The 26055-nt window shown below is 68.2% G+C and carries 21 protein-coding genes and 3 pseudogenes; 13 read left to right on the top strand and 11 right to left on the bottom strand.

Translation table 11 applies throughout. From position 1 onward, the window contains the following. From QOC69_RS01850 to QOC69_RS01835, 4 genes and pseudogenes are all read left to right on the top strand, one after another. Positions 1 to 1254: glycogen debranching protein (locus QOC69_RS01850; RefSeq protein WP_526435785.1), on the top strand; the 1254-nt coding region annotated here is incomplete at its 5' end. 73 nt (positions 1255 to 1327) lie between these two features. Continuing rightward, the gene (locus tag QOC69_RS01845) at positions 1328 to 1780 is read left to right on the top strand and encodes a MarR family winged helix-turn-helix transcriptional regulator (protein WP_526435783.1); all 453 of its coding nucleotides are present in this window, start codon (positions 1328 to 1330) and stop codon (positions 1778 to 1780) included. Beyond that, positions 1777 to 2589, top strand: coding sequence for an ATP-binding cassette domain-containing protein (locus QOC69_RS01840; RefSeq protein ID WP_526435781.1), 813 nt, complete (start codon positions 1777 to 1779; stop codon positions 2587 to 2589). The genes QOC69_RS01845 and QOC69_RS01840 overlap by 4 nt, the downstream gene beginning before the upstream one ends. Continuing rightward, a pseudogene (locus tag QOC69_RS01835) lies at positions 2579 to 3409 on the top strand (ABC transporter permease). The gene QOC69_RS01840 and the pseudogene QOC69_RS01835 overlap by 11 nt, the downstream one beginning before the upstream one ends. Before the next feature lie 84 nt (positions 3410 to 3493). Here the strand turns inward: QOC69_RS01835 and QOC69_RS01830 are convergent. From QOC69_RS01830 to QOC69_RS01805, 6 genes are all read right to left on the bottom strand, one after another. Further along, positions 3494 to 5437, bottom strand: coding sequence for an ArnT family glycosyltransferase (locus QOC69_RS01830; RefSeq protein ID WP_526435779.1), 1944 nt, complete (start codon positions 5435 to 5437; stop codon positions 3494 to 3496). A gap of 90 nt (positions 5438 to 5527) precedes the next feature. After that, positions 5528 to 6886, bottom strand: coding sequence for a maltokinase N-terminal cap-like domain-containing protein (locus QOC69_RS01825; RefSeq protein ID WP_526435777.1), 1359 nt, complete (start codon positions 6884 to 6886; stop codon positions 5528 to 5530). Continuing rightward, positions 6883 to 8637, bottom strand: a complete 1755-nt coding sequence (gene treS / locus QOC69_RS01820; RefSeq protein ID WP_526435775.1) for a maltose alpha-D-glucosyltransferase — start codon at positions 8635 to 8637, stop codon at positions 6883 to 6885. Before treS ends, QOC69_RS01825 begins: the two co-directional genes overlap by 4 nt. Next, the gene (locus QOC69_RS01815) at positions 8637 to 8945 is read right to left on the bottom strand and encodes a hypothetical protein (protein WP_526435773.1); all 309 of its coding nucleotides are present in this window, start codon (positions 8943 to 8945) and stop codon (positions 8637 to 8639) included. The genes treS and QOC69_RS01815 overlap by 1 nt, the downstream gene beginning before the upstream one ends. Before the next feature lie 281 nt (positions 8946 to 9226). Next, complete coding sequence (locus QOC69_RS01810; RefSeq protein WP_526435771.1) at positions 9227 to 9748, bottom strand: signal peptidase II; 522 nt, start codon at positions 9746 to 9748, stop codon at positions 9227 to 9229. Positions 9749 to 9904: 156 nt separating this feature from the next. Then, the gene (locus QOC69_RS01805; protein ID WP_526435769.1) at positions 9905 to 10978 is read right to left on the bottom strand and encodes a hypothetical protein; all 1074 of its coding nucleotides are present in this window, start codon (positions 10976 to 10978) and stop codon (positions 9905 to 9907) included. A 124-nt stretch (positions 10979 to 11102) separates the two neighbouring features. Here QOC69_RS01805 and QOC69_RS01800 point away from each other — a divergent pair, with 124 nt between their 5' ends. Both QOC69_RS01800 and QOC69_RS01795 read left to right on the top strand, forming a co-directional pair. Beyond that, positions 11103 to 11903, top strand: a complete 801-nt coding sequence (locus QOC69_RS01800; RefSeq protein WP_526435767.1) for a HugZ family pyridoxamine 5'-phosphate oxidase — start codon at positions 11103 to 11105, stop codon at positions 11901 to 11903. Positions 11904 to 11944: 41 nt separating this feature from the next. Further along, positions 11945 to 12514, top strand: coding sequence for an orotate phosphoribosyltransferase (locus QOC69_RS01795; protein ID WP_526435765.1), 570 nt, complete (start codon positions 11945 to 11947; stop codon positions 12512 to 12514). Positions 12515 to 12524: 10 nt separating this feature from the next. Here QOC69_RS01795 and QOC69_RS01790 read toward each other — a convergent pair whose 3' ends face one another. Then, on the bottom strand, positions 12525 to 13658 hold the full coding sequence (locus QOC69_RS01790) for an extracellular solute-binding protein (protein WP_526435763.1): 1134 nt from the start codon (positions 13656 to 13658) through the stop codon (positions 12525 to 12527). A 218-nt stretch (positions 13659 to 13876) separates the two neighbouring features. Here QOC69_RS01790 and QOC69_RS01785 point away from each other — a divergent pair, with 218 nt between their 5' ends. The 5 genes and pseudogenes from QOC69_RS01785 to QOC69_RS01765 all read left to right on the top strand — a co-directional run bounded on the left by QOC69_RS01785 (position 13877) and on the right by QOC69_RS01765 (position 18902). After that, positions 13877 to 14656, top strand: a complete 780-nt coding sequence (locus tag QOC69_RS01785) for a hypothetical protein (protein WP_526435761.1) — start codon at positions 13877 to 13879, stop codon at positions 14654 to 14656. Continuing rightward, positions 14656 to 15075: a TIGR03668 family PPOX class F420-dependent oxidoreductase gene (locus QOC69_RS01780; protein WP_526435759.1), complete on the top strand. Its 420-nt coding sequence runs from the start codon at positions 14656 to 14658 to the stop codon at positions 15073 to 15075. Before QOC69_RS01785 ends, QOC69_RS01780 begins: the two co-directional genes overlap by 1 nt. Positions 15076 to 15323: 248 nt before the next feature. Next, positions 15324 to 15623, top strand: coding sequence for a hypothetical protein (locus tag QOC69_RS01775; protein WP_526435757.1), 300 nt, complete (start codon positions 15324 to 15326; stop codon positions 15621 to 15623). A 116-nt stretch (positions 15624 to 15739) separates the two neighbouring features. Next, positions 15740 to 17818, top strand: a complete 2079-nt coding sequence (locus tag QOC69_RS01770) for an elongation factor G-like protein EF-G2 (protein ID WP_526435755.1) — start codon at positions 15740 to 15742, stop codon at positions 17816 to 17818. Positions 17819 to 17835: 17 nt separating this feature from the next. Continuing rightward, positions 17836 to 18902 (top strand): annotated as a pseudogene (locus QOC69_RS01765) (NAD(P)H-dependent amine dehydrogenase family protein). Between the two features lie 95 nt (positions 18903 to 18997). Here QOC69_RS01765 and car read toward each other — a convergent pair. Continuing rightward, entirely contained in the window at positions 18998 to 22567 is a 3570-nt protein-coding gene (gene car, locus QOC69_RS01760) for a carboxylic acid reductase (RefSeq protein WP_526435753.1), read from the bottom strand. A 183-nt stretch (positions 22568 to 22750) separates the two neighbouring features. Between car and QOC69_RS01755 the strand changes: the two genes are divergently transcribed. Further along, positions 22751 to 23677 carry an SAM-dependent methyltransferase gene (locus QOC69_RS01755; protein ID WP_526435751.1) on the top strand — a complete coding sequence of 309 codons (927 nt, stop codon included), beginning with the start codon at positions 22751 to 22753 and terminating at the stop codon, positions 23675 to 23677. A gap of 434 nt (positions 23678 to 24111) precedes the next feature. Beyond that, complete coding sequence (locus QOC69_RS01750; protein ID WP_526435749.1) at positions 24112 to 24345, top strand: hypothetical protein; 234 nt, start codon at positions 24112 to 24114, stop codon at positions 24343 to 24345. A gap of 12 nt (positions 24346 to 24357) precedes the next feature. On the opposite strand, the gene QOC69_RS01745 is transcribed toward QOC69_RS01750, so the two are convergent. From QOC69_RS01745 to QOC69_RS01735, 3 genes and pseudogenes are all read right to left on the bottom strand, one after another. Continuing rightward, positions 24358 to 25251: a DMT family transporter gene (locus tag QOC69_RS01745; RefSeq protein ID WP_526435747.1), complete on the bottom strand. Its 894-nt coding sequence runs from the start codon at positions 25249 to 25251 to the stop codon at positions 24358 to 24360. A gap of 79 nt (positions 25252 to 25330) precedes the next feature. Continuing rightward, positions 25331 to 25600, bottom strand: a complete 270-nt coding sequence (locus tag QOC69_RS01740) for a hypothetical protein (RefSeq protein WP_526435745.1) — start codon at positions 25598 to 25600, stop codon at positions 25331 to 25333. Positions 25601 to 25860: 260 nt separating this feature from the next. Continuing rightward, positions 25861 to 26055, bottom strand: a pseudogene (locus QOC69_RS01735) (esterase); the annotation flags it as partial.

Genomic DNA, 26055 nt, shown 5'->3' with positions numbered 1-26055 from the left:
AACGCCGCCTACTACCGGCTCGTCGAGGACGACAAGCGGTACTACATGGATTACACCGGGACCGGCAACAGCCTCAACGTCAGCCATCCGCACTCGCTGCAGCTGATCATGGACTCGTTGCGGTATTGGGTGACCGAGATGCACGTCGACGGGTTCCGCTTCGACCTGGCTTCCACCCTGGCCAGAGAGTTCTACGATGTCGACCGATTGAGCGCGTTCTTCGACCTGGTGCAGCAGGATCCGACGGTCAGCCAGGTCAAGCTGATCGCCGAGCCGTGGGACTTGGGACCCGGTGGCTATCAGGTCGGCAACTTCCCGCCGCAGTGGACGGAGTGGAACGGCAAGTACCGCGACACCGTCCGCGACTTTTGGCGCAGTGAGCCCGCCACCCTCGACGAGTTCGCCTACCGCCTAACCGGATCAGCCGACCTGTACGAGCACACCGCCCGCCGCCCGGTGGCGTCCATCAACTTCGTCACCGCTCACGACGGGTTCACGCTGCGCGACCTGGTGTCCTACAACGAGAAGCACAACGAGGACAACGGCGAGGACAACAACGACGGGGAGAGCCACAACAGGTCGTGGAACTGCGGGGTGGAGGGTCCCACCGACGATCCCGAGATCGTCGCGCTGCGGGCCCGCCAGCAACGGAACTTCCTGACGACTCTGCTGCTGTCGCAAGGGGTTCCGATGATCTCGCACGGTGACGAGCTCGGCCGCACCCAGCGGGGCAACAACAACGGCTACTGCCAGGACAACGAGCTCACCTGGATCGACTGGGCCAACGCCGACAGCGACCTGCTTGAGTTCGCCCGTACGGTCTCGGCGCTGCGTGCTGCCCACCCCGTGTTCCGGCGACGGCGGTTCTTCAGCGGCAAGCCCGTTGGGCGGCGCGGGGCGGGGCGACTGTCCGACATCGCCTGGTTCGCTCCCGACGGTGACGAGATGACCGGTGAGGACTGGGGCTCCGGGTTCGCGAAGTCGGTCGCGGTGTTCCTCAACGGCCACGGCATCCCCGACCGCGACGTGCGCGGGCAGCCCGTTACCGACGACTCGTTCCTGCTGTGCTTCAACGCCCACCACGAGGCCATCGAGTTCACCTTGCCGCCAAAGGAGTTCGGCGCGGCATGGCGGCCGGTGATCGACACCGAGGCCGGAATCGCCGACACGCACGAGCGGATCGTGGCGGGCGCCGCGATGTCGGTGGGCGCCCGCTCGCTGATCGTGCTGGAGCCCGCGCCCGACCATTCCTGATCGATCGCAGCGGGAGTGGCTTGAGGAGAACGGCCGCTCTTAGTTAGCTCTGCAACAGAGGTATTGTGATCGGGTGGAAACCCGGACCGATCTCGCCGTCGAGCTCTTCGCAACGGTCGGCCGCTTCCGCCGCCAGGTGCGCCGGTCGGGCGGTGGCCCCGCGATCGGCAACGGCCTACCCGAATCACAGGCCGAGCTGCTGCGGCTGGTCGGTAGACAGCCGGGCATCTCCGTACGGCAGGCGGCCGACGAACTGGGGCTCGCGGCGAACACCGCCTCGACGCTGGTGTCCCGATTGTCGGCCGACGGCCTGCTGGTCCGCACCGTCGATCCCGACGACCGCCGCGTCGGCCGATTGCGACTGACGGAGTCGGCGCAGCGCATCGCCGACGAATCGCGCGCCGCCCGTCGGGCCGCCCTCGGTGCGGTGCTCGAGGGTCTCGACGCCGACCAGATCGATCGACTGACCGACGGGCTGGCGGTACTCGCCGACGTGACCCGACTGCTGCGCAAGGAGGAAGCATGACCATTGCACCGGCCATCTACTGCAGGCACCTGAGCCATCGCTACGGTCAGTTCACCGCGGTGGACGACCTGACCCTGGAGGTCCAGGCCGGCGAGACGATGGGATTACTCGGACCGAACGGGGCTGGCAAGACCACGGTCGTACGGGTGCTCACCACGCTCACCCCCGTCCAGGACGGCGAGGTGCGGATCTTCGGATTCGATTCCCGGCGCGACACCCTGGACATCCGCCAGAACATCGGATATGTGCCGCAACAACTCTCGATCGAGTCGGCGCTCACCGGCAGGCAGAACGTCGACCTGTTCGCCAGGTTGTACGACGTGCCGCGCAAGCAGCGCCGCGCACGGGTCGACGAGGCGCTGGATGCGATGCAACTGCTCGACGTCGCAGGCAACCTCGCCGGGACGTACTCGGGCGGCATGGTGCGACGGCTCGAACTGGCCCAGGCGCTGGTGAACCGGCCGTCGCTGTTGATTCTCGACGAGCCCACCGTTGGCCTGGATCCCATTGCGCGCGACGGCGTCTGGTCGCAGGTGGCGCGGATGCAGGACGAGTTCGGCATGACCGTATTGCTGACCACCCACTACATGGAGGAGGCCGACGCGCTGTGCGACCGAGTCGCCCTCATGCACCACGGCGTGTTGCAGACCGTGGGCACGCCGACCGACCTGAAGGCCACGGTGTCGGCCACCGCCAGCCTGGAGGACGTGTTCCGGCACTACGCCGGCGAGGACCTGTCGGAGGACGCCGCCCGGCAGGGCCTGCGCGAAATCCGTTCCAGCAGAAGGGCGGCCCGCCGTGTCAGTTGATCGCACCGCCCCCGCCACCCACGTCGAGCTGATCCTCGCCCCGCGCGGGCTGAAGCGCGTCACCGGACTGTTGCGCCGCATGGGCGCCTTCGCACTCGTGGAGCTGCAGAAGCTCACCCACGACCGCAGTGAACTGCTCACCCGCATGGTGCAACCCGCGCTGTGGCTGTTGATCTTCGGCCAGACGTTCTCCCGGCTGCACGTCATCGACACCGGGGACGTGCCGTACCTCGCCTTCCTCGCGCCCGGCATCATCGCGCAGTCGGCGCTGTTCATCTCGATCTTCTACGGCTTCCAGATCGTCTGGGACCGGGACGCCGGCATCCTGGCCTAGCTGATGGTGACGCCGGCGCCCGCGTCCGCACTCATCACGGGCAAGGCGTTCGCGGCGGGCGTGCGTTCGGTCGCGCAGGTGGTCGGCGTGCTGGTCATCGCCTACCTGATGGGCATCCACCTGACCGCCAATCCATTGCGCATTCTCGCCGCGATGGGGGTCGTCGTGCTGGGGTCGGCGTTCTTCGCCTGCCTGTCGATGTCGCTCGCGGGTCTGGTGCGCAATCGGGACCGGCTGATGGGCATCGGCCAGGCCATCACCATGCCGTTGTTCTTCGCGTCCAACGCGCTGTACCCGGTCGACGTAATGCCGCAGTGGCTGCGCTGGCTGTCGGCGATCAACCCGCTCAGCTATGAGGTCAACGCGTTGCGTGCGCTGCTGCTTGGCACGCCGGGCGACACCTGGCTGGACATCGGAATCCTGTTGTTCGCCGCGATCCTCGGCGTCGCCGCGGCGTCGGCCCTGTTGCGCAGGCTGGTGCGGTAACGCCGCCCCCCGCGTCGACTCCGCGCACAGGGCGCAGAAGTTCGAGAAGCGCTCGCCACTACCGCAGAGTCAACCGACCGGGAGCTACTTCGGCACCGACAAGTCGTACACCGTCGCGCCGCCCACCTGCACGGAGCGGAACGTCTCGGCCACCCACTTGGCGATGTCGGCGTGGCCATGAGCGGTCCGTCCCGGGCCGCGGCCGTGGCTGTTCGAGGCGACGTAGTACGCGACCCGGTGGTGGGCGACGTCGTCCTGGAACTGCGGCAGCGTCGGCGTCGGGTCGGTACCGGAGAAGCCGCCGATCGCCATCACGGCGGTGTTGGTGGACAACTCGAGTCCCGCGGCGCTCGATGACCGGTCGATGGCTGCCGACCACGGCGTGCTGGACGCCTCCAGCAACGCGTCCAGTTCCGGGGTGTCGACCTCCTTCCCGCCCCACATCCCCATCCCGCGTCCACCCGCACGTGCGGGGCCGACCGACGGCCCTCCGCCCTCGTGCGGCGCCCCGGCCGTCGCGACGGCATAAGCGGCGGGCCCGGCCAGCGCGCCTGCCACCGCCAGGCCAAGCAGCGCCGCCGCCACACCACGACGCGGCCGGAAACTCCACACCCCGAGCAGCGCCAGCGACGCCACCACCGTCACCACCAGCACCGCCCACTTCAGTCCGGGAAGCCAGTCGCGGTTGCCCTCGAGCGTCCACCAACTCCACAGCCCCGTCGTCAGCAGCGTCGCCACCAGACCGACACGGCACCACCACATTTCGCGTCGCGCCCACATCTGGCCGACACCGATCGCGAACATCGCCGCGACGGCAGGCGCGATGGACAGGCTGTAGTACGGATGGATCGACCCCTGCATGTAGCTCAACACCAGGCCATCGACCAGGACCCAGCCGCCGAACAGGATCGCGGCCGCTCGCACCGGATCGGTTCGCGGGGCGCGGCCGCGTGCGACCACCACCAGGACTGTCGCCAACATCGCGGCGGGGATCAGCCAGCCGATCTCGAACCCGAACTCGCCGGAGAACAACCGCGTGATGCCCTGCGACTGGCTGCCCCATCCGCCCACCCCGAACGCACCGCCGCCCCGCTGGGTCGCGACGTGTACCTGGCTGCCCGCCATCGTGCCCAACTCAGACGTCGGCGGCGTGAAGGCCGGGTGGTTGCGGCCCAGCACCCTGGCGAACCCGTTGTAGCCGAGCACCAGGTTCATGAAGTTGTTGTCCGTCGAGCCGGCGATGTAGGGCCGCGACGACGCTGGCCATACCAGCGTGAGCACCACGAACCAGCCTGCCGCCGCAAGGAATCCGGCCGCCGCCCCGAGCAGGTGCAGCAGCCGGTTCCGGAGCGGCACCGGTGCGGCCACCAGATAGGCGGCGGCCAGTGCGGGGGCCACCATGACGCCCTCGAGCATCTTGGCCAGGAATGCGAAACCCAGTGCGACGCCTGCCAACGCGAACCACCTGCCACCGTGGCCTTGCCTGTCCAGCGCGCGCACCGTGCAGTACGCCGCGGCCGTCATCAGCAGCACCATCGCCGCGTCGGGGTTGTTGAACCGGAACATCAGCACGGCCACCGGCGTCAGCGCCAGCGCCAGGCCTGCGAGCAGGCCGGTCCGCGGACCGCTGATCCGCGCCACCGCGGCGTACAGCAGCGCGACCGCATCGACCGCCATCAACGCCTGCGGGACGAGCATGCTCGCGCTGCTGAATCCGAACAGTTGGCCGGAGAGTCCCATCACCCACTGCGACAGGGGCGGCTTGTCGACGGTGATGAAGTTCCTCGAGTCCAGCGAGCCGAAGAGCAGCGCCTCCCAGTTCGTCGCACCTGCCTGAGCGGCCGCCGCATAGAACTGATTGCCCATCCCGTTGATGGTGATGTTCCACAGGTAGAGGACCGCGGTGCCGGCCAGCAGCACGACGAGGCCCACCCGGTTCCACGTGGCGGCAGAGATCCGGGTGGGCCGTGGCGGGGTGGATTCGGGGTTCGTCGGCGTCGTCTGGAGCGCATTTAACGTCGTTGTCACACACCCAGTGACGCATTGCTACCGTGGGCCGCCCTGTGACCCGGCCGCGAGACGGCTGCGGGTTGCTCGCAGCGCCTCAGCAACGGCAGGTCAGCCGACGAGTCTGACGATCGCCCCCATCGGGATGGGCAGCCAGCCCGGTCGGTGCCGGGCCTCGTAGCCCACCTCGTACACCGCCTTGTCGAGTTCGTAGGCGGCGAGCAGATCGGGCTGATCGTTGGGGTCGGCCCCGCCGGCCGCCGCGTAGCCCTCGCAGAATGAGGCGCTGTTCCGTTCGACCCATTCCCGGGCACGCGCGGCGAGTTGCTTGTCCTGCTGCGGATCACCGCCGCGTTCGACGAGCCGTTGGTAGGCGGCGTACTCGTAGGACCGCAGCACACCGGCGACGTCGCGTAGCGGGGAGTCGGGTCGCCTACGGTCGGTCAGCGGCTGCCCCGGTTCGCCCTCGAAGTCGATCAACAGCCACCGCTCGGGGGTCCGCAACACCTGGCCGAGGTGCAGGTCTCCGTGCATCCTTTGGACGGTGATGGCCTCGTCGGCCAGTTTGCGGTACCGCTCCTCGATCGTCGTGACGTACTGCTGCAGGTCCGGCACCGCCGACGCGACGGCGTGCAGTCGGTCCAGCAGCGCGGCCGTCGGGAACGGCACGTGCGACGTGCCGAGCGCCTCGGCAAGCGTCTGGTGCACCGAGGCGACGGCCTCGCCGAGCCGGTAGGACTCGCCGGCGAAGTCGCCGCCGACCTCGTTGGCATAGAGGTCGCCCTCGGCGAACAGGTCGCGCGTGCTCGCCATCGCCATGTCCCAGCCCTCGGCGGCGTTGGCGGCGAACTCGGTCACCATGCCGAGTGCGTACGGTTCGCCGTCGAGGACGGCCTCGTACGAGCCGAGCAGTCGGGCAACGTGGGGATTGCCTGCGCGGGCCAGCACCCGATTGAGCTCGATGTCGGGGTTCACCCCAGGGGTGACCCGGCGGAACACCTTGAAGACGGCCGCGTCCTCGAACACCACGCTGGTGTTGCTCTGCTCGGCGCTCGACACCCGCGGCGCCTTGTCCACCGGAAGCTCGGCGTCGGGTTCCCTGATGAACCGGAGCGGCCCGACCGATGCGGACCGGTCGACCAGGGCCAGGAGCTCACGGGCGGCGTCGGGGTCGTACAGCGCGTCGTAGGCGGTCCGTTCGCCGTGCTCCTGGCCCACGGTGCCGATGGTGGCGACGCCGCTGTACTCGTCGATGGGCGCGATGCCCCAGCGGATCAGCAGCTGGTAGCGCTCGGAGCTGCCGTCGGTGTAGCCCACGTCGAGCAGGACCAGGTCGAGGTCGACCCCGGAATCGTCGCGCAGGGGCACGACCTGACCGGGCCGCACCTCGGCCACGTCCCTGCCGCGTCCGGCGTACCAACGCTGCGACGGCAGCCATTCGGTCCACGGCAGCTGGCCCGGCGCGCTCATCGATTCTCCTCCGACTCTCGTAGGGGTTCCCGAAGTTGAAACCAGTAGAAGCCATGTCCCGGCAGGGTGAGCATGTAGGGGAGCTGACCGATCGGGGGAAACTCGACGTGCCCGGTCATCTCGACGGGCGAGTAGCCGCTCCACTGCTGCAGGTTCAGTTCGATGGGCTGCGGGAACCGGGACAGATTGTTGACGCACACTACGGCGTCCATCTCTCCGTCGCGGTCGAGCTCGCGCACGTACGCCAGCACGGACGGGTTGGAGCCACCCAACTCGCGGAACGTGCCGACGGCGAACGCGTCGTGTCTGCGCCGCACCGCCAGCATGGTGCGGGTCCAGTTCAACAACGAGTTGGAGGTGTCGCGCTGGGCCTCGACGTTGACCGACTGATAGCCGTAGATCGGGTCCTGATTGGGCGGCAGGTACAGCCTCCCCGGGTTCGCCGTCGAGAAGCCCGCGTTGCGATCGGGTGTCCATTGCATCGGGGTCCGCACGCCGTCGCGGTCGCCGAGCCAGATGATGTCGCCCATGCCGATTTCGTCGCCGTAGTACAGCACCGGCGAGCCGGGTAGCGAGAGCAGCAATGCGGTGAACAGCTCGATCTGATTGCGGTCGTTCTCCAAAAGTGGCGCCAGCCGCCTGCGGATGCCGACGTTGGCCTTCATCCGCGGATCCTTGGCGTACTCGGCGTACATGTAGTCGCGCTCCTCGTCGGAGACCATCTCAAGCGTCAACTCGTCGTGGTTGCGCAAGAAGATGCCCCACTGCGACATGTCAGGGATCGCCGGCGTCTGCGCCAGGATCTCCGAGATCGGGAACCGCGACTCGCGGCGCACCGCCATGAAGATGCGCGGCATCAACGGGAAGTGGAACGCCATGTGGCACTCGTCGCCGCCGGTCGCCGGATCACCGAAGTACTCGACGACGTCGGCGGGCCACTGGTTGGCCTCGGCCAACAACACCCGGCCGGGGAACTCGTCGTCGATCACCTTGCGGCAGTGCTTCAGGAAGGCGTGTGTCTCGGGCAGGTTCTCGCAGTTGGTGCCCTCGCGCTCGAACAGGTACGGCACGGCGTCGAGCCGGAAGCCGTCGATGCCGAGGTCGAGCCAGAACCTCAGTGCGTCCAGCATCTCCTCCTGGACGGCCGGGTTGTCGTAGTTCAGGTCGGGCTGATGGGAGAAGAACCGGTGCCAGTAGAACTGCTTGCGCACCGGATCGAACGTCCAGTTGGACTCCTCGGTGTCGACGAAGATGACCCTGGCGTCCTGGTAGAGCTGGCTGGTGTCACTCCACACGTAGTAGTCGCCGTAGGGCCCGTCCGGATCGCGGCGCGACTCCTGGAACCAGGCGTGGGAGTCCGAAGTGTGGTTCATCACCAGGTCGGTGACGACGCGGATGCCGCGCCGGTGGGCCGCGTCGAGCAGGGTGACGAAGTCGTCGACGGTGCCGAACTCCGGCAGCACCTTGTAGAAGTCACGGATGTCGTAGCCGCCGTCGCGCAGCGGTGAATCGTAGAAGGGCGGCAGCCAAAGACAGTCGACGCCAAGCCATTTCAGGTAGTCGAGCCGTTCGGTCAACCCACGCAGGTCACCAGACCCGTCGGAGTTGGAGTCGTTGAACGCACGGACGAGCACCTCGTAGAACACGGCGTGCTTGAACCAGGTGCGATCTTCGGGGAGCGTCCGCGCGTGTTCGTAGTCGTCCGCGGTGGGGTGCTCCACCATGCCGTCGGTTCCGGTGGTCTGATCCATCAAGGTTCAAACCTACCCACCTTCGGCAGTGTTGAATCCTCCACTGGCTCAGCCGGCAGACTTCCCAGCGCGATCTGGCCTGCTACCTCGTCGCACAGCACCGTGGCCGCGGTGAAGTCGTCCGCATACCTGGTGGCGAAATGCTTGCCCTGCCGGTTGATCTGGACCGGCCAGCGCGCCGCCCCGAGCAGTCTCAGCAGCAACACGATCGGCATGGCGACGAGTTCTGCGACGAGTTCGACGAGCGAGATCGCGACGAACAGCAGCGCCGCCACCAAGTACATCAGCACCTTGCCGATGCCAAGCACGATCCACACGGTGGCGGCCAGGCAGATGAGGACCGCCTTCAGCAGGAAGTTCCTCGGCAGACCGGAGTCCGACGCCTCGCCGGCCTGGGGTTGGTCTCACCCGACTCGGCCTGCTCGCTCGGCGAACTGCTCCAGGCCTCGCGCAACGACATCGTCCTGCGCCACGGATACCACCGGCGCCGCACGTGTCAGCGAACGCCTGCCGGATCCACGACGTCTCGCGCTGCCACCCCACCAGCCCTTCCTGCCGAGCTGCGACGAAAACTACCAGCAGGACGGGCTCAGAACGCGTCGTCGGCGCTCCACACGCGCTCGACGGCAGGTGCCGCGGTTCCGGCCAGCACCAGCCATCCCAACGTCACGACACCGACCAGTACGCAGACGTCGGCGGCGTTGAACGTCGGCGACCATCCGACGGAGACGAAGTCCACCACCGCACCGCGCAACGGCCCAGGCGCGCGGAAGACGCGGTCAGCCAGGTTGCCGAGGGCGCCACCGAGGACGAGACCGAGCCCGACGGCCGCCACCGGCGACACCACGTTGCTGCCCCGCCACGCGACGGCGCAGACGACGGCGCCGACGAGCAGCGTCAGCAGCGCAGGCTGACTTTCGCCCCAGGCCAATGCCGCTCCCGGATTCCGGATGAGTAGGCACGACACCGAATCGCCGACCAGCGACACCCGCTCACCGGGAGTCAGCACACCCACCGCGACGGCCTTGGTGACGACGTCGACGACGAACACCGCGCCCGCGATCACGACGAACAGCGCGGCCCGAGACCTGCTCCGTTGCTGTGCGCCCACCCGCGCATCATGTGCGGCGGCGGCCACGCGGCCCTATCTCGAGGTGACGCGCGGATGAACGGCGAACGGCGAAGTCACGACGGGAAGAAGCGCCGGGGCGAGCGAAGCGACGGGAAGGACGCGCCGGGGCGAGCGAAGCGACGGGAAGAAGTGACGTCACTGCAGGAAGCGGGTGGCATCCGAACGGAGGTAACGGCCTGAGTTGGCCTGCCGGAAGCCGATCGCGCCGCCGCTCGCGGTGATCGCCAGCAGCCCCGCGATACCGGGCAGCGCGACGATGGCCAGCTCGCCGACCCTGGCGGTGCGCAGGTACTGCGGGAAACCCTGCCGGTAGGCAGTGTTGCCCATCGGCGAGGTGGTGCTGCCCGGGGCAGCTTCGCCCGCAGGCACCCAGCCCTGCGTGACGGAGCGTCCCTCCGGTGCGCGCACGCCCGCGGTTCCGACGCCGAGCACCTGTCCCGTCGTACCCGCGGGCACGATCTCTGCCAGCGGGCGCGGCGGGCCCAGCTTCAGCGCGGGAAACGCAGGCGGCGCCTGCAGCACGGGCATCTCGGGCGTGCCCTCCGACGTCGACGTGAGGCCGGTACCTCCGCCGGCGGAGTCGACGACGGGCTCCTCCTCCATGATCTTGAGGGTCGGCTCCGGTGGCGGCGGCGGGAACGGGTTGTACGGCGCGTAGGCCTCCGATACCAAGGAGTTGAGCGTGGAGAAGGTGTCCTGCACGGTCGAGTAGGTGGATTGCGGGTCGCTCAGATTGATCGACCACTGCGTGTCGGACGTTCCGGGGAACGTGGGCAGGGGAACCGAGAAGGGCACCGCACCGGGAAGAGTGATCTCGGCACTGCTGCCCACCAACTTCTTGGCGGGGACCTCCGGCACGGTGATCTCGGTCCCCGACCCCTCGGGCAGCTCGACCGGGGGATCCGGCTTGGCTTTCGGGTCGGGTTCGGCCTTGGGCGGGTGGCCAGGAGTCCTGCCGCTGCCGAAGATGCTGCGCGGCCGCTGCATGGCCTCGCGCAAGTGACCAAGCGGGCCCCGTGGCGCGACCGGCGTCGCTACCGTGGGCGCGGGTTCGCTTACGGGGCCGCTCTCGCTGCTCGGACCGGGCTCCGAGGAGTTGCCGGAATCGTCTGGGTTGGCGCCAGCGAGGCCCGCACCCGCACCGCCGAGGACCAGCGCCGCGCAGAGCGCAGCGAGACATAGCAACAAGCGGTCAACGGAGGTCGGCACAACCCTCTCGTTTCTGATCGAACGGATGTCAACTGCTGAACAACGTTTAGCTGATTGTGGCATATGTCACTGGTCCAGCGTTAATAAAATATTTGCCAGACCCCCGCCGTGTAGGGTCGCCGACGTGGCCTCCCGTGACCATGGTGACCCGGGTGATGCCCCGTCCGTCCCGCCTCCGCTGAACCCCATCTCCAACGCCGTGCGACCGTCGGCCGCCGAGGAGGCCCGCACCATCGCGGCCTCGACCAACACCGCAACGCTGGCGTCGTTGACCAAGGGCGGCGACCCGTGGGCTTCGTTCGTCACGTACGGCCTGCACGGTGGTGCGCCGGTGCTCTGCCTGTCCAACATGGCCGAACACGGCCGCAACCTCGTCGGCGATCAGCGGGCCAGCCTGTCGATCGTCGCGCCGGCAACCGAAGGCGATCCGCTCGCCAACGGGCGCATCACGCTGGCCGGTGTGGTGGAGCGGCCTTCGGGCGACGTGCATGCCGCGGCGCGGCAGGCGCACCTCGATGCGGTGCCCGCGGCCAAGTACTACGTCGACTACGGCGACTTCACGCTGTGGGTACTGCGCGTACACCGGGTCCGTTGGGTCGGCGGCTACGGCCGGATGGACTCCGCCACCGCCGAGGATTACGCCGCGGCCCAGCCCGATCCGGTCAAACCCACCTCCGCGGGCGCCATCGAGCACCTCAACGCCGACCACGCGGCCGCTCTCGTCGCGATGGCGTGCACGCTCGGCGGCTACCCCGACACCACGGACGCCACGTGCACCGGCGCCGACCGCTACGGGCTGGACCTGCGGGTGACGACCGAACGCGGGGTGGCCTACACCCGGGTCGGCTACGCGGAACCGATTGACTCCATGAACGAATTGCGCGCGGCGACAGTCGAGTTGACGCGCCGCGCCGGGCAGGGCTGACCGCTTCCGAGCCATCCGGGCCGGGCCGATACCATCGCCGTATGCCCGACCGCCCGGACAACTGGCAAGCCGCCTTCGACCTGATCCGCACCCGGGGACACGAGCGGCGCGATGAGCCGTTCAAACTCGCCAGCGGCCAGCTCAGCCACGACTACATCGACGGCAAGTACGCCGTCGACACCGGCGAGCGGCTGACCATCGTCAGCCGAGCCGTGGCCGACCTCGCCGCGCGCGCCGGAATCGAGTACGACGCCGTCGGGGGGCTGACGATGGGCGCCGATCCGCTGGCGCACGGCGTCGCGATGGTGACGGGCAAGGCCTGGTTCTCGGTGCGCAAGGAGCAGAAGCAGCGCGGCCACGAGCAGTGGGTCGAAGGCACCCGGCTCCAGCCGGGCACCCGCGTCCTGCTGGTCGATGACGTGATCAGCACCGGCGGTTCGACCGAGCTGGCCCTCGAGCGGATCGCCCCGCTCGGCGTCATCGTGACGGGCGTGATCCCGATGGTCGACCGCGGCGACGTCGCCGCCAAGCGGTTCGCCGCGCGCAACGTGCCGTTCGTCGCGCTGGTCACCTACCGGGACCTCGGCATCGACCCGGTTCAGGACGTCTGAGCGGGCTCGATCAGCCAATCGCCTTCGCCCAGTTGGCCTCCAGGTACTCGGTCGCCACCTTGGTCTGCTCCACCGAGACGAACGTCGCCGCGCCGCCGACCGGTGGCAGCACCCGGTAGGCGCCCTGGTCGATGGTGCCTTTGGTGACCATCGTGTCGGCCCGCACCGGACGGGCGCCTCCCCGCACGTACAGGTTCTGGCCATCATCGCTGTAGAGGAACTCCTGCCACAGCCGGGCCGCGGCCGGGTACGGCGCATCCTTGTTGATTGCCTGGACGTTGTAACCGGCCACCGCGGCGTTCGGCGGGATGACCACCCGCCACGACGGCAGCTTCCTGGTCTCGGCGACGTTGAGGTAGTCCCAGTCGATCACCACGGGGGTATGACCCGACTCGATGGTCGCCGGCGTCGGGTCGTCCGCCAGGAAGTTGCCCGCCTGGCGTAGCTTGCGGAAGAACTCGACGCCGGGGGCGATGTCGTCGGGTGAGCCACCCTGGGACACCGACACCATCACCACTCCCGAGAAAGCCGCGCCGGGCTGCGTCGGGTCGCCGTTCAGTGCGACCTTGCCGTTGAACTCCGGCCGCAGCAGGTCGTTGACGCCCGTGATCGGCGGCACCTTTGACGAGTCGTACCCGATCGACATGTAACCGCCGTAGTCGTTGACCCAGGTGCCGTCGGGGTCCTTGAACGCGTCGGAGATGTCGCCGAATGTCTCCACCTTGTACGGCGCGAACAGCGCGGTGTTGGCCAGCGCCACCGACTGACCCAGGTCGAATACGTCCGGCGCGGTGGACTTGCCCTTCTGCTGGCCGGCGGCGTCGATCTCCTCCTGGCTGGCGGCATCGGGCTGCGCGGGGGTGACCTTGATGCCGTACTTGTCGCCGAACGCCTTGATGATGGCGCCGTAGTTGGCCCAGTCCGGCGGCAGGGCGATCACGTTGAGTGCGCCCTCCTTCTTGGCGGCCGCCACCAGCCCCTCGATGCCACCGAAGTCGGCGGCCGAGGTGGCCTCGCTCGCCTTGACACCCGATTCGGTGGTCTCGTCGCCGCTGTCCTTCTCGGGCGACGCGCACGCGACGAGCCCGCCTGCGACGAGGAGTACCAGTGCACTGGCGGCCGCTGCCAGCCGAGAAATCTTCATTGACGAACCTTCGTACGGGCGCGAATCGCGGAGGTGGCGGAGGCCTGAATCAACATCACCGAACCGGGTCGCCGCGGTGAGCGATCCGACGTCGCGTGACCCTACCCGTGGGCCCGGCCCGCCGCGGCGCGGGCGCTGCCGACACCCCCGCCGCCGCCACGCCGCATCAATTTGCGCCCTATCGCACGTTTGCCCAGGTAGCCGCCTAGCATCAGGGGGTGGCGGACAGTGGGGCCTCCGGCGACTCCGACTTAGGAGGGGACTACCGGTTGGACGATCCGGTCGACACCGACCGGCTGGCCATTCCGGTGCCTGATGAACCCGCAGATCCCGAACCCGCGGTGCCCAGCGACGACTTCGGCTACCTGGTCAACGACCCGGCGGACGATCGATCCGACGCCCCGGCGCTCGACGGCGGCACGGCCGACGACCGCTGGGAGGGCGCCGGATGGACTGGCTGGGAGGACGCGCAACCGGTCGAGCTCGATCCCGAGTCCGTCGCCGACCAGTACGTGGACCAGGCCGACGACCAATACGTCGACCTGGACGAGGACCGTTTCGACGCCTTCAACGCGAACACGTGGCACTTCAAGGCCCCGCCCACACCGTGGTACCGGACTCGACAGGCGCTGATCGCGCTGGCCGCCGTCGCGGCGGCGCTCATCGCACTCGTCGTTTCGGGAGTCCTGCTCACCATCCGGGGCCCGTCGGACACCGACGAAACCCCCGCCATCGACACGTCGTCCACCCCGACGACGGCCGCGACCACCCCGGAAACCACCAGCGCACTGCTGCCCCCGCCCCCGCCGCCGCCGCCCCCGCCGCCGCCGCCCCCGCCGGAGACGTCGGCGTCATCGATCGCGCCGCCGCCGGTGTACAACCGGCCGCGCGGTGAACCGCGGCAGACCAAGCCGCCGGAGATCGGCGTCACGCGCACACCGGTCACCCGCACACAGATCAGCGTTGCGCCGCAACCACGTTCGGGCTCGCAGCGCTGATGACCGGTTTCGACGCCGCCGGGTCGTTCGCGGCGGCAGGCGTGGCCGTACTCGCCACGGCCGGTTCGGATTCCGTCCCCCACGTCGTGCCGGTGGTGTTCGCGGTGAGTGGCGGACCGAACGGCGCGACGATCTACACCGCCGTCGACGCCAAGCGGAAGTCCACTCAACGGCTGCGCCGGCTGGCCAACATCGCGGCCAACCCGCGGGTGAGCCTGCTCGTCGACCACTACGACGACGACTGGACGCAGTTGTGGTGGGTGCGCGCCGACGGGCTCGCCGAGGTCCACGAGACCGGCGAGGAGATGGCGATCGGGTACGCGTTGCTGCGCCGCAAGTACCCCCAGTACGAGCGGATCGCGCTTGACGGCCCGGTCGTGACCGTCGACGTGCAGCGCTGGTCGTCCTGGCAGGCGTGACCACGTTTGCTGGAGGTTGACCCGCGGGCCCGGACCCGGTAGCAGGACGAGCCGGCGGCCAAGGCCGCCCCTAGATTGATTACTGCCATCCGTCGATCAATTTCTGCCATCGGAATTAAACCCCTGACCTGTTGGTTTAACCCATCAGACCGGATCGAGAAACTTCGAGACGGTCGGGGAGGCATCCGAACCGCGACACCGGCACCACGGCTCGAGAGCGGATGAAGAGTAAGAAAGAAGAAAGCAGCATGAAGAACCTTGGATTTGCCACCGTCGTCGCCAGCGGTCTGGTGGCGGCCGTCCTCGGGCTCGCAGCGCCCGCCGATGCCGCACCGAGCGGGCCGGGAAATGCACAGGACACCATCAGCAAGCTGGAGTCGCAGGGCTACAACGTGATCGTCAATCACGTCGGCAGCACGCCGCTGGAGCAGGCGTCCGTCGTCGCCGTCCGTCCCGGACAGACCTTCAGCCGTACCGACTCCGGAAACCCCGGAGACGATCTGTTGACCACGGTCACCGACAAGACCGTCTACGTCGACGTGAAGTAAACCGCAACATCGTAGAGGGGCACCCCGACCGGGGTGCCCCTCTTTCGTGTCTCCGGACCCTTGTGCCCGTCACCGGTTTGGGTGAATGGTGGATCGATCGGGCCAGAGGGGACGTCATGGCGGACAAGACGAACACAACCCAGATCAACGGCGCCGCCCCCACCGCGGACGGGCCGGCTGCGATCCGCAACGTGGTGCTCGTCGGACCATCCGGCGGCGGCAAGACGACCCTCGTCGAAGCGCTGTTGGTGGCCACCCGCGTATTGACTCGGCCCGGATCGATTGCCGACGGCACCACGGTCTGTGACTGCGACGAGGCCGAGATCGAACAGCAGCGTTCGGTCGGCCTGGCGCTGGCGTCGCTGACGCACGACGGAGTGAAGATCAACCTGATCGACACACCCGGCTATGCCGACTTCGTCGGCGAGGTGCGGGCGGGTCTGCGCGCGGCGGACTGCGCGCTGTTCGTGATCGCCGCCAACGAGGCCGTCGACGAGCCGACCAGATCGCTGTGGCTCGAGTGCAGCCGCGTGGGCATGCCTCGCGCGGTGGTGATCACCAAGCTCGACCACGCCCGCGCCGACTACAACGGCGCGGTAGCCGCTGCCCGGAACGCGTTCGGCGACAATGTCCTTCCGCTGTTCGTGCCCGGCGGCACCGGCGTGGTCGGGCTGCTGTCCGCCACCGGCGACGACGCGGTCGCCGAGCTGCGCGGCACCCTGATCGAGGGGATCATCGAGGAATCCGAGGACGAGACGCTGATGGAGCGCTACCTCGGCGGTGAGGACGTCGAGGCGGCCGTGCTGATCGACGACCTCGAGAAGGCCGTCGCCAAGGCGTCGTTCTTTCCGGTACTGCCCGTGTGCAGCACCACCGGTGTCGGCACGACGGAGTTGCTGGACGTCATCGCCACTGGATTCCCTTCGCCCCAAGAACATCCGATGCCCGAGGTGTTCACCCCGGCGGGTGCCCTGCGCCCGTCGCCGGCCTGCGACCCGGCCGGCCCACTCCTCGCCGAGGTGGTGAAGACGACGTCGGACACCTACGTCGGCAGAGTCAGCCTCGTCCGGGTGTTCTCCGGTACCGTTCGGCCCGACATGACGGTTCACGTGTCGGGCCATTTGACGTCGTTCTACGGATCCGGCGGGCAGGACCACGACGAGGACGAGCGGATCGGCGCGCTGTCCTTCCCGCTTGGCAAGCGACAGCGCGTCGCGGCGTCGGTGGTGGCGGGTGACATCTGCGCCATCGGCAGGCTCAGCCACGCCGAAACCGGTGATACGTTGTCGGACAAGGCGCAACCCCTGGTACTCAAGCCCTGGACCATGCCGGAACCGCTGCTGCCCATTGCCGTCGAGCCGCATGCGAAGACCGACGAGGATAAGTTGGCCGTCGGCCTGCAACGCCTCGGCGCCGAGGACCCGACGCTGCGGATCGACCAGAATCCCGAGACGCATCAGATCGTGCTGTGGTGCATGGGCGAGGCCCACGCAGGCGTCGTGCTCGACGGGCTGGCCAAGCGATACGGCGTCTCCGTCGACACGGTGGACGTGCGAATCCCGTTGCGGGAGACGTTCGCTGCCTTCGCCAAGGGTCACGGCAGGCACGTCAAGCAGTCCGGCGGCCACGGCCAGTACGCCGTCTGCGACATCGAGGTGGCACCGCTGCCGCAGGGGTCGGGGTTCGAGTTCGTCGACAAGGTGGTCGGCGGCGCCGTGCCCCGCCAGTTCATCCCGAGCGTGGAGAAGGGTGTCCGCGCGCAGATGGAGAAGGGTGTCGGCGCCGGCTACCCGATGGTCGACATTCGGGTGACGCTGCTCGACGGAAAGTCGCACAGCGTCGACTCGTCGGACTTCGCCTTCCAGGCGGCAGGCGGGCTGGCGCTGCGCGAGGCCGCCGCGGCGACGACGGTGAATCTGCTCGAGCCGGTGGACGCGGTGGCGGTGGTGATCCCCGATGCCCTGGTCGGCGCGGTGATGAGCGACCTGTCCAGTCGCCGAGGGCGCGTCCTTGGCACCGAACCGGGCGACCACGAGCGCACCGTCGTCAACGCCGAGATCCCCGAAGTCGAGCTGGTCCGCTACGCCATCGATCTGCGCGCACTGTCACACGGCGCGGGCTCCTTCACCCGCTCCTTCGCCCGGTACGAGCCCATGCCAGAATCAGCCGCCGCCAAGTTGAAGGTGGACGCCTGAACGGACGGGACACCGACATGGCACTGCGCATCATCCAGTGGGGCACCGGCGCCGTCGGCAAGGAAGTTCTCGCGGGAGTCCTCGACCCCCGGTCCGGTCTCGAATTGGCAGGCGTCAGAGTGTATTCCGACGACAAGAAGGGCGTCGACGCCGGCGTGCTGCTCGACAGGGAGCCGGTCGGGGTCACCGCATCGGCCGACGTCGACCGCGTGCTGGCCATCGACGCCGACTGCGTGGTGTACACGCCGCGGCTGACCGACCTCGACGAGGTGTGCGCCATCCTGGCCAGCGGCAAGAACGTCGTCACGACGGCCTTCCTGTTCCACCCGGTCCGCCTCCCCGCCGCCGATCGCGACCGCCTCCTCGCCGCCTGCCAGGCGGGCGGCGTCAGCGTGCACGGCTGCGGACTGAACCCAGGCAACCTGTCCGGGGCGTTGCCGCTGGCGTTGACCGGGATGAGCCGCACCATCGACAAGTGACGCTGCAGGAGCGGGCCGACTGGTCGGTCTACGACAGCACCGCGATCACGTTCGACAACATGCGCTTCGGGGCGCCGGTCGACGAGATCAGCGTCACCGCAAACGAATTCCTCGCGTTCAACAGCTCGATCTTCACCGAGCAGGTGTGGCTGCTTGCCGACGTGCTGAACGCAGGGATCGACGAGGTGACGGCGACAGTGGAGGCGGTCGCCGCCGAACACGACCACGAGATCTTCGACCACGTGCTGCGCGCCGGGACCACCGCGGGGCAGCGGTGGAACTGGGCAGGCCGTCGCGCCGGTGAGCCGCTGGTCGAGATCGAGGCGTTGTGGACGGTCGGCAACGAATACCCCACGCACTGGCCCAAACCGCAGCACGGCTGGACGTTGACCATCGAGGGCGACCCGTCGATGCGCGCCCACTTCTTGTCGCTGGCCAGCTTCGGCCGCGACGCGACGATGCTCGAGCACGTCAACTCCGCGAACGTGGCCACCGGGATGCAGGTGCTCAACGCGGTGCCCGCGGTGTGTGCGGCGAAACCGGGATTCGCGACAATCGTGGACCTGCCGCCGGTACGTAGCCTCATCGGCTTCGGCAACGCCTAGGCCGCCGGCCACACCACCGTCCACTCTGCGTCCACGGTGCGGTCCACTCGAACTTCTGCGCCCTCACCGCAGAGTCGACGGCAGTGCGGTCGGGGCTAGAGCAGGCCGAGCAGCTCCAGGTCGGTGATGTACTTGACGATCACCGGCGCGGAGACGTGCGGAATGTCCTTGTCGGGGCCGATCTTTGCCTCTTGCACCGCCGCGCGGAACCGGTCGGTCGGCGCGATGGACCCGTTGAACGGGTGATCGGGTGACTGATAGTTGTGCAGCAGCGGCAGTAGTGACGCGGCCCGCTGCCTCTCGGGCAGTGCCCGCAGCGAGGTGTCGAACCGGGTCAGCCAGTCACCGTAGGAATCGATGCGGCGGATCGGGTAACCCGCATCCACCAGCCAGTCGACGAACTCGTCCATGCCGATGCCGTCGTCGTACGGGTTCATCACGTGGTAGGTCTCGAAGCCCTCGCGCACGTTGACACCGAGCGTCGAGATGGCCTCGGCGATGAACTCGACGGGCAGTCCGTCGTAGTGCGCCCGCTGCCGCTTGCCGTCGGCGCCCAGCTCGTAGAACGAGTACGGCGCCACACCCGTCGCGACAAGGCTCAGCATCATCCTGGTGAACATGTCCGGCAGATTGAGCTGCCCGGCGTAGGTGGTGTCGGCCAGGATCATGTCGCAGCGGAACACCGAGGCCGGCAGTCCGAACTGTTGATTCGCCTCGCGCAGAAGGACTTCGCCGCCCCACTTGCTGTTGCCGTATCCGTTGGCGTAGCTGTCGTCGACCTTGCGCGTTGCGCTGACGACGCGGACGTCGGCGTCCTCCTTGTTGTCCGCGGGGTTGATGCCCGCACCGACGGCGATGGTGGACACGTAGACGAACGGCTTGATCTTCGTCGTGAGCGCGATGCGGATCAGCTCCGCGGTACCGAGCACGTTCGGCCCGAACAGCTGGCTGTAGGGCAGCACGTGGTTGACCAGCGCGGCGGGATCGACGATCAGGTCGACGGTGTCGGCCAATCGCTGCCACGTCGCGGCGTCCAGGCCAAGGTTCGCCTCGCCCTTGTCGCCTGCGAAGACCTCCAGGTGCTCGGCGGCCAGTTCCCGGTAGTACGCCAACAGCTTCGGGTCACCGCTGTCGAACGTCGCGTCCAGACGGGCACGCGCCTCCTCGTCGGACTTGGCGCGGACCAAGCAGATCACCTTGCCGTCGACCAGGTCCATCCGCTCCAGCCATTCCAGGGCCAGGTAGCGGCCGAGGAATCCGGTGGCGCCGGTGAGCAGCACGGTCCGAATCTCGGAGGCGGGACCGGGCAGTGACGTTGCCGCGGAGAGGGTTTGAGCGTCGATGAACTTGTCCAGCGTCAGATCACTGGCATGCACCTCGGTCGCGTCACGGCCATGCACGGACGCGTAGGTGGGCCGCTTGGACCCGCCCGCGCGTTCCGCCTCGACGTACGCGGCGATGGCGGCCAGGTCACTGGCCGGGCTGACGATCACGCCGACGGGTACGTCCACGCCGAAGATCTCGTGCAGCAGGTTGGCGAACGTCAACGCCGACAACGAATCTCCGCCCAGGTCGGTGAACTGGGCATCGGCAGCCACGTCGGCGGCGGCCGCGCCGAGCAGCGCGGTCGCGGCCCGGCTGATGGTCTCCAGCACCGGACGGTCGGCCCCACTCTGCCGCAGCGCGCGCAGTTCGCCCGCCTGGCCGTCGGCCAGATCGACGTAGAGCTCCTCGAGCTCGGGGCCGTAGCGTTCCTTCAGCCGCGGCCACGCCAGCTTCCGGATGCCGGTCAGCAATCCGTTCTCGAGGGTGAACGGGGTGGTTTCGATGAGAAAATCCCGAGGAGTTTCATACGACTGCAGGTCCGCTGCGCGCGCAGCGTCCTGCAGCGATGCGCTGATGGCCGACTTGAGGTCATCGGCGGCATAGCGGGCCAATGCGTCCTCGGTCGGCACGACGACGGCCAACAGGTAGGGCCGCGCGCTGTTGCCGTAGATGTAGATCTGGCGCACCAGAGGGCTGTTCCCGAACGCCGCCTCGAGCTTGGACACGGTGACGAACTCACCCTGGGAGAGCTTGAGCACGTTGTTGCGGCGGTCCAGGTACTTGACCTTGTCGGGGCCGAGCTCGGCGACGACGTCGCCCGTGCGGTAGTAGCCGTCGGCGTCGAACACCTCGGCGGTAACCTCGGGCCGCCTGTAGTAGCCGGGGAACAGCTGGTCGGACTTGACCAGCAGCTCACCGCGGGGGTGCGGCACGTCGGTGCCGAAGTAGCCCAGTTCCGGGACGTCGACCAGCTTGTAGTCGAGCACCGGTGGGCGCCGGATCTGGCCGTCGACGAACACGGAGCCGGCCTCGGTGGAGCCGTAACCCTCGACGAGGTGCATGTCGAGGAACGCCTCGACCCACGCCCTCAGCTCGGGCGAGATCGGTGCCGAGCCGGTGATCGCGGAGACGAACCGGCCGCCCAGCAGGCTCTGCCGCAGATCGACAAGGACCTGCTGCTCGCCGGCCTCATCGGCGACGCCGCTGTGCGGATGGTCGGCCTCCTCCTTCGTCGTCACCCGACGCCGGTCCACCTCGCTGACGTACTCCTGGTAGAGCATGTCCCAGATGCGGGGCACGAAGTTGAGCTGAGTCGGCCGGGTCAGAGCCAGGTCCTCGAGGAACGTGGACAGGTCGCTGCGGGCGGCGAAGTAGACGGTGCCACCGGAGGCCAGCGACCCGTACAGGACGCCGCGGCCCATCACGTGGCTCATCGGCAGGAACGCCAGCGCGATGGCAGGCAGCACGCCCTGCTGTTCGTCCCAGCGGGAGTTGGCGGCCGACTTCCACATGTGGGCGACCTTGCTCTCCGGGTACATCGCGCCCTTGGGGGCGCCGGTGCTGCCCGAGGTGTAGACCAGCAACGCGAGCGGATCGTCACCGTCAGCGGTGATGCCATCGAAGGGCAGCTCGCGGCCACGAGAGAGCACGTCGGCCAGGGTCTCGACGACCACCGGGGTGTCCGCAAGGCGAGCCTTGGCCGCGTCGAGCGCGTCGCGCTGGTCGTCGACCGCGGGCTGGAAGTCGAACACCACCAATCGTGCGGGAGCAGGTCCGGCAAGTATGAGTTCCACGGCATCGCCGACGAAGTCGATGCTCGACGCGATCAGCGTCGGCTCGGTCTCGGCGATGATCGGCCGGAGCTGGGCCTGGGGCGCGCTGGTCTGCAGCGGGACGGACACCGCACCGAGTTGGGTCAGCGCGGTGTCGACGACGGTGTAGTCGACACTGGTGAAGCCGAGGATGGCCACCCGGTCACCGGGCCGAACCGGCTCGTCGTGCAGGGCGGCGGCGAAGGCCTGCACGCGCTGCCACAGCCGGCCGTAGCTGACGGTGTCGAAGCGCGGCAGCAGCTGTGCCGTGGTGCGGCCGGTAGCGTCGGCGACGTACTCGACTGCCCGCTGTCCGAGGGCGGGCCGGTCGGCGTAGCCCTGCATTACGGTGCGGACGACGTCGGGCAGACGCAGTCCTGGCCGGTCGGCGGCCACGCTGACGGCTTCGTCGGGCTTGGCGGCGGCGAATTGTTCGTCGCGTGCGTACAGGTCGGCGATGCGGCGCTCGAGGCGCGCTTCGCGGGTATCGGCGTCACGCTCTTCGCGCAAGCGCTCATCGTTCGACATTGGGGAGTCCTCTACGTAATACGCGGAAAGTCTTGCATGGGAGGCTTCGCTGCCTCACCAACCTCACACAACGTTAGCAAAACTAAGGATATGCCCCAAATGGCTGACCTGGGAGTTCCCTGTGAGGGAACACACTCTCCCGGTCTTTCGTTATGGTGGCTAAGTAACTACGAAAGGCAGACGATGACACGCACCAACGACGACACCTGGGATCTGGCGACCAGCGTGGGAGCTACGGCGACCATGGTGGCGGCCGCACGGGCGATCGCGACCAACGCCGACGAGCTCGACGATCCGTTCGCCGAGCCGCTGGTGCGTGCGGTCGGTGTGGACTTCCTCACACGGTGGGCCACCGGCGAGCTGAACACCGACGACCTCGAGGTCGAAGGCGCCGGCTGGGGCCTTCAGCAGATGCCCTCCGCGATGGCGGCGCGCACCCGCTACTTCGACACCTTCTTCTCCGGCGCGGCCGCGGCGGGCATCCGCCAGGCCGTGATCCTGGCCTCCGGTCTCGATGCCCGCGCCTACCGGCTGGACTGGCCTGCCGGCATGACGGTGTTCGAGATCGACCAGCCGGACGTCATCCAATTCAAGACCACGACGCTGGAAGACCTCGGCGCCGAGCCCAAGGCTGCCCTGCGGACGGTATCCATCGATCTGCGCGAGGACTGGCAGACCGCGCTGTTGGCGGCGGGCTTCGACGCCACCAAGCCGTCGGCGTGGATCGCCGAGGGTCTGTTCGGTTACCTGCCGCCGGAGGCGCAGGACCGGCTTCTGGACGCCGTCACCGCGCTCAGTGCGCCCGGTAGCCGGTTGGGCACCGAGGCCATGCCGAACACCGCCGACGTCGACTACGACGCGGCAAGGGAGAAGATGCGGGAGGCCACCGACAAGTGGCGCGACCACGGCTTCGACCTCGACTTCTCCGAGCTGGGGTTCGAGGGCGAACGCAACGACGTGGGCGAGTACCTGGACGCCAAGGGCTGGCAGTCGGTCGGCACGACGATGAGCGAACTGTTGGTGGCCAACGGGTTTCCGGCGATGCCGCAGGTCGACGATGGCCAACCGACGATGGCCGGCGTCATCTACTACACCTCGACACAGCGCTGATCTGACAGGAAAACTCACAGCGCAACTAGCCACCGTCGCGCAACCGGACGGCTACGGTTCGCCCGATGTTCCACGGGCAGGTGAACGTGGTGAAGTCGGGCCTCCAGGGGAGGTTCGGCGCATGGCCGTGGATGCTCGGCGGCCTGCTCTCCTGTCTCGTCGTGTTCGTCGTGGCGCGGGCGCCGTGCCCTCACCAGGGGGGCCATCATATTGGTCGCCACCGCCATGATGATCACGCTGACGCTCCTGCTCAGGCCGCGGCGGCCCAAACCGATCGAGGTGACCGCCGACCACGACGGCGTCTTCGCCGGCGGTGTCCCGCTGATACTTCGACAGGACATCCTTCAGGCGTACATCCGGCCGAGGCTGAATGCACGGACCTCGATTTCCGGGTACACGGGAACCGGATCGTCATCGGCCTGCCCAATTACCCGTTGACGGTCGAGATCATCCGGCGAGAGGGCGCCCAGCTCAACCTCGACCCCGGTGGGGAGCAGGCGGCCGCCGCCATGCTCACGGCCATGGGCATCCCCGTCACGATGTGCGCGGCCGACTACCGGGGGAACCTGCGCCCGCGTCGAAGCCAGACGTCCTTGACCGTGGTGATCGTGATCGTCTTCCTCGCCGCGTTGTTCGGTTTCTCATACTACAAGGCGACCGGCCATTGACCGGCTCCTGACTCAGACCGGCTTACGCGCTAGCTTCATCTCGAGTTCGGCTTCGTAGGCGCCTTCGTCGCGCCCGAGGGCGACGGTGGCCGCGGTCATCGCGGCGACCGCGACGGCCAACGCGATGGCCTCGTACCGGCCGGCCTCCAGTTCCTCGCCGAGTACCAGCGCGCCCAACAGGACGGCGACCACCGGTTCGAGCACCAGCATCGTCGGCACCGACGTCTGCAGTGCACCGGCGTGAAAGGCCGACTGCTGCAACAGCGTTGCGATGACGCCGAGCACCACGAGTGCATACGGCGCCGGGGTGGCCAGCAGTGCCAGCACTCCCCGCTCCCCGGCGATGTGCATGTTGATCTTGGTCACCACGGCGACCACGCCGAACAGCACACCGACGGACACGGCCAGCAGCACGGCGCGCTGCCAGCCCCCGACCCGCACGGCCACCACGACGCAGCAGAGGATGATCACGCCGCACACGCTCGCGACGGTGGCGGCGACGGGCAACGACGCCAAGCTGTCCTGTGGACCAGGACGGGCCAGCAACACGAAGACTGCGAGCCCGATCGTGAGCACCCCGGCCCAGAGCCATTCCCCGCGCGTGACGCGTCGCCCCGCCAGCCGCGCGCTCAGAGGGAGGGCGAACAGCAGGGCCGACACCAGGATCGGCTGAACCAGGATCAGGGAGCCCTTGATGAGGGCAAGCGCCTGGAACACGTAGCCAAGCACCGCGGCCCCGGTGCCCGCCCACCACACCGGGCTGCGCAACAACGTGGTGACCATGACGGCGCTGACGCCATCCTCGGACGGCACGCTCATGGTGGCGCGCTGGCGGATCACGATGCCGACCGCCATGAAGACGGCAGCACACAGCGCGAGGACTATGACGAGCCCATGGCCGATCAAGAGCGCCCTACCACCGTTCTGGACACTCCTTCATCGGTTCGTGCGACGACGTCCGTCGCCTACACCGTAGAGGGCGAGGTCAGCTGGCTTCGACTCGAACGTCTGCGTCGGCCCGATCAGCGCCCGTCGGTCCGAGCCGGTCGGTGACGCGGCCGACCGCGTCGTCGACGCGATGGACCGCAGCGTCGCAGACGTCGCGCACCTTGACCCCCGCCGTGTCGACGTCATCCGCCGCACTGAGCAGGTACGCGCGGACGTTCAGCCGTAACCGCTCCCCCGCGGTCCGCAGCCGTCGACGCAACCGGTCGTCGACCTCGACGCTGACATAGGGCAAAACCTTGATCCGCATATCGGCTCCCCATCGTGACGGATGAGTTCAGCGTAGTGCAGATTCGCACCGCGCCGCCGCGTGCGACGTCGGCCTTGGTCGGCCTCGCAGCTCGCCTCACGCCCATCGGGTCATCGTGGCACGTCGCGCGCGGGTTAGGCCAATACTGCCGCGAGATCGCTGCGAGGCACCGACACTTCCTGTGGCCCAGCGGCTTCCATGATCCACATCCCCTGGCCAATGAAGAAGATCACCGCATCGTCGGTGACCGCGAAACTCTTTTACGCCGTTGCGCCGACGGGGTTGTCATCGGCCTGGCCACCCACGTGGTTCGCCAGCTCGCGCTGAACGATCGGGTCAAGCACCCCGAGCGGGTCGGTACCCGGTTCGAACAGCGTGTCGAACGTGATCGGGGCGGCCCTGCCCAGGTCGTAGTTCAGTGACTCGTAGTACGTCTCCGGATGGGCGCCGCCGGT

The sequence above is a fragment of the Mycobacterium sp. genome (genome assembly GCF_032162105.1).
GTDB lineage: Bacteria > Actinomycetota > Actinomycetes > Mycobacteriales > Mycobacteriaceae > Mycobacterium.
The sequence above is the reverse complement of the archived record's forward strand: the minus strand, read 5'-3'. Positions and strand labels throughout refer to the sequence as shown.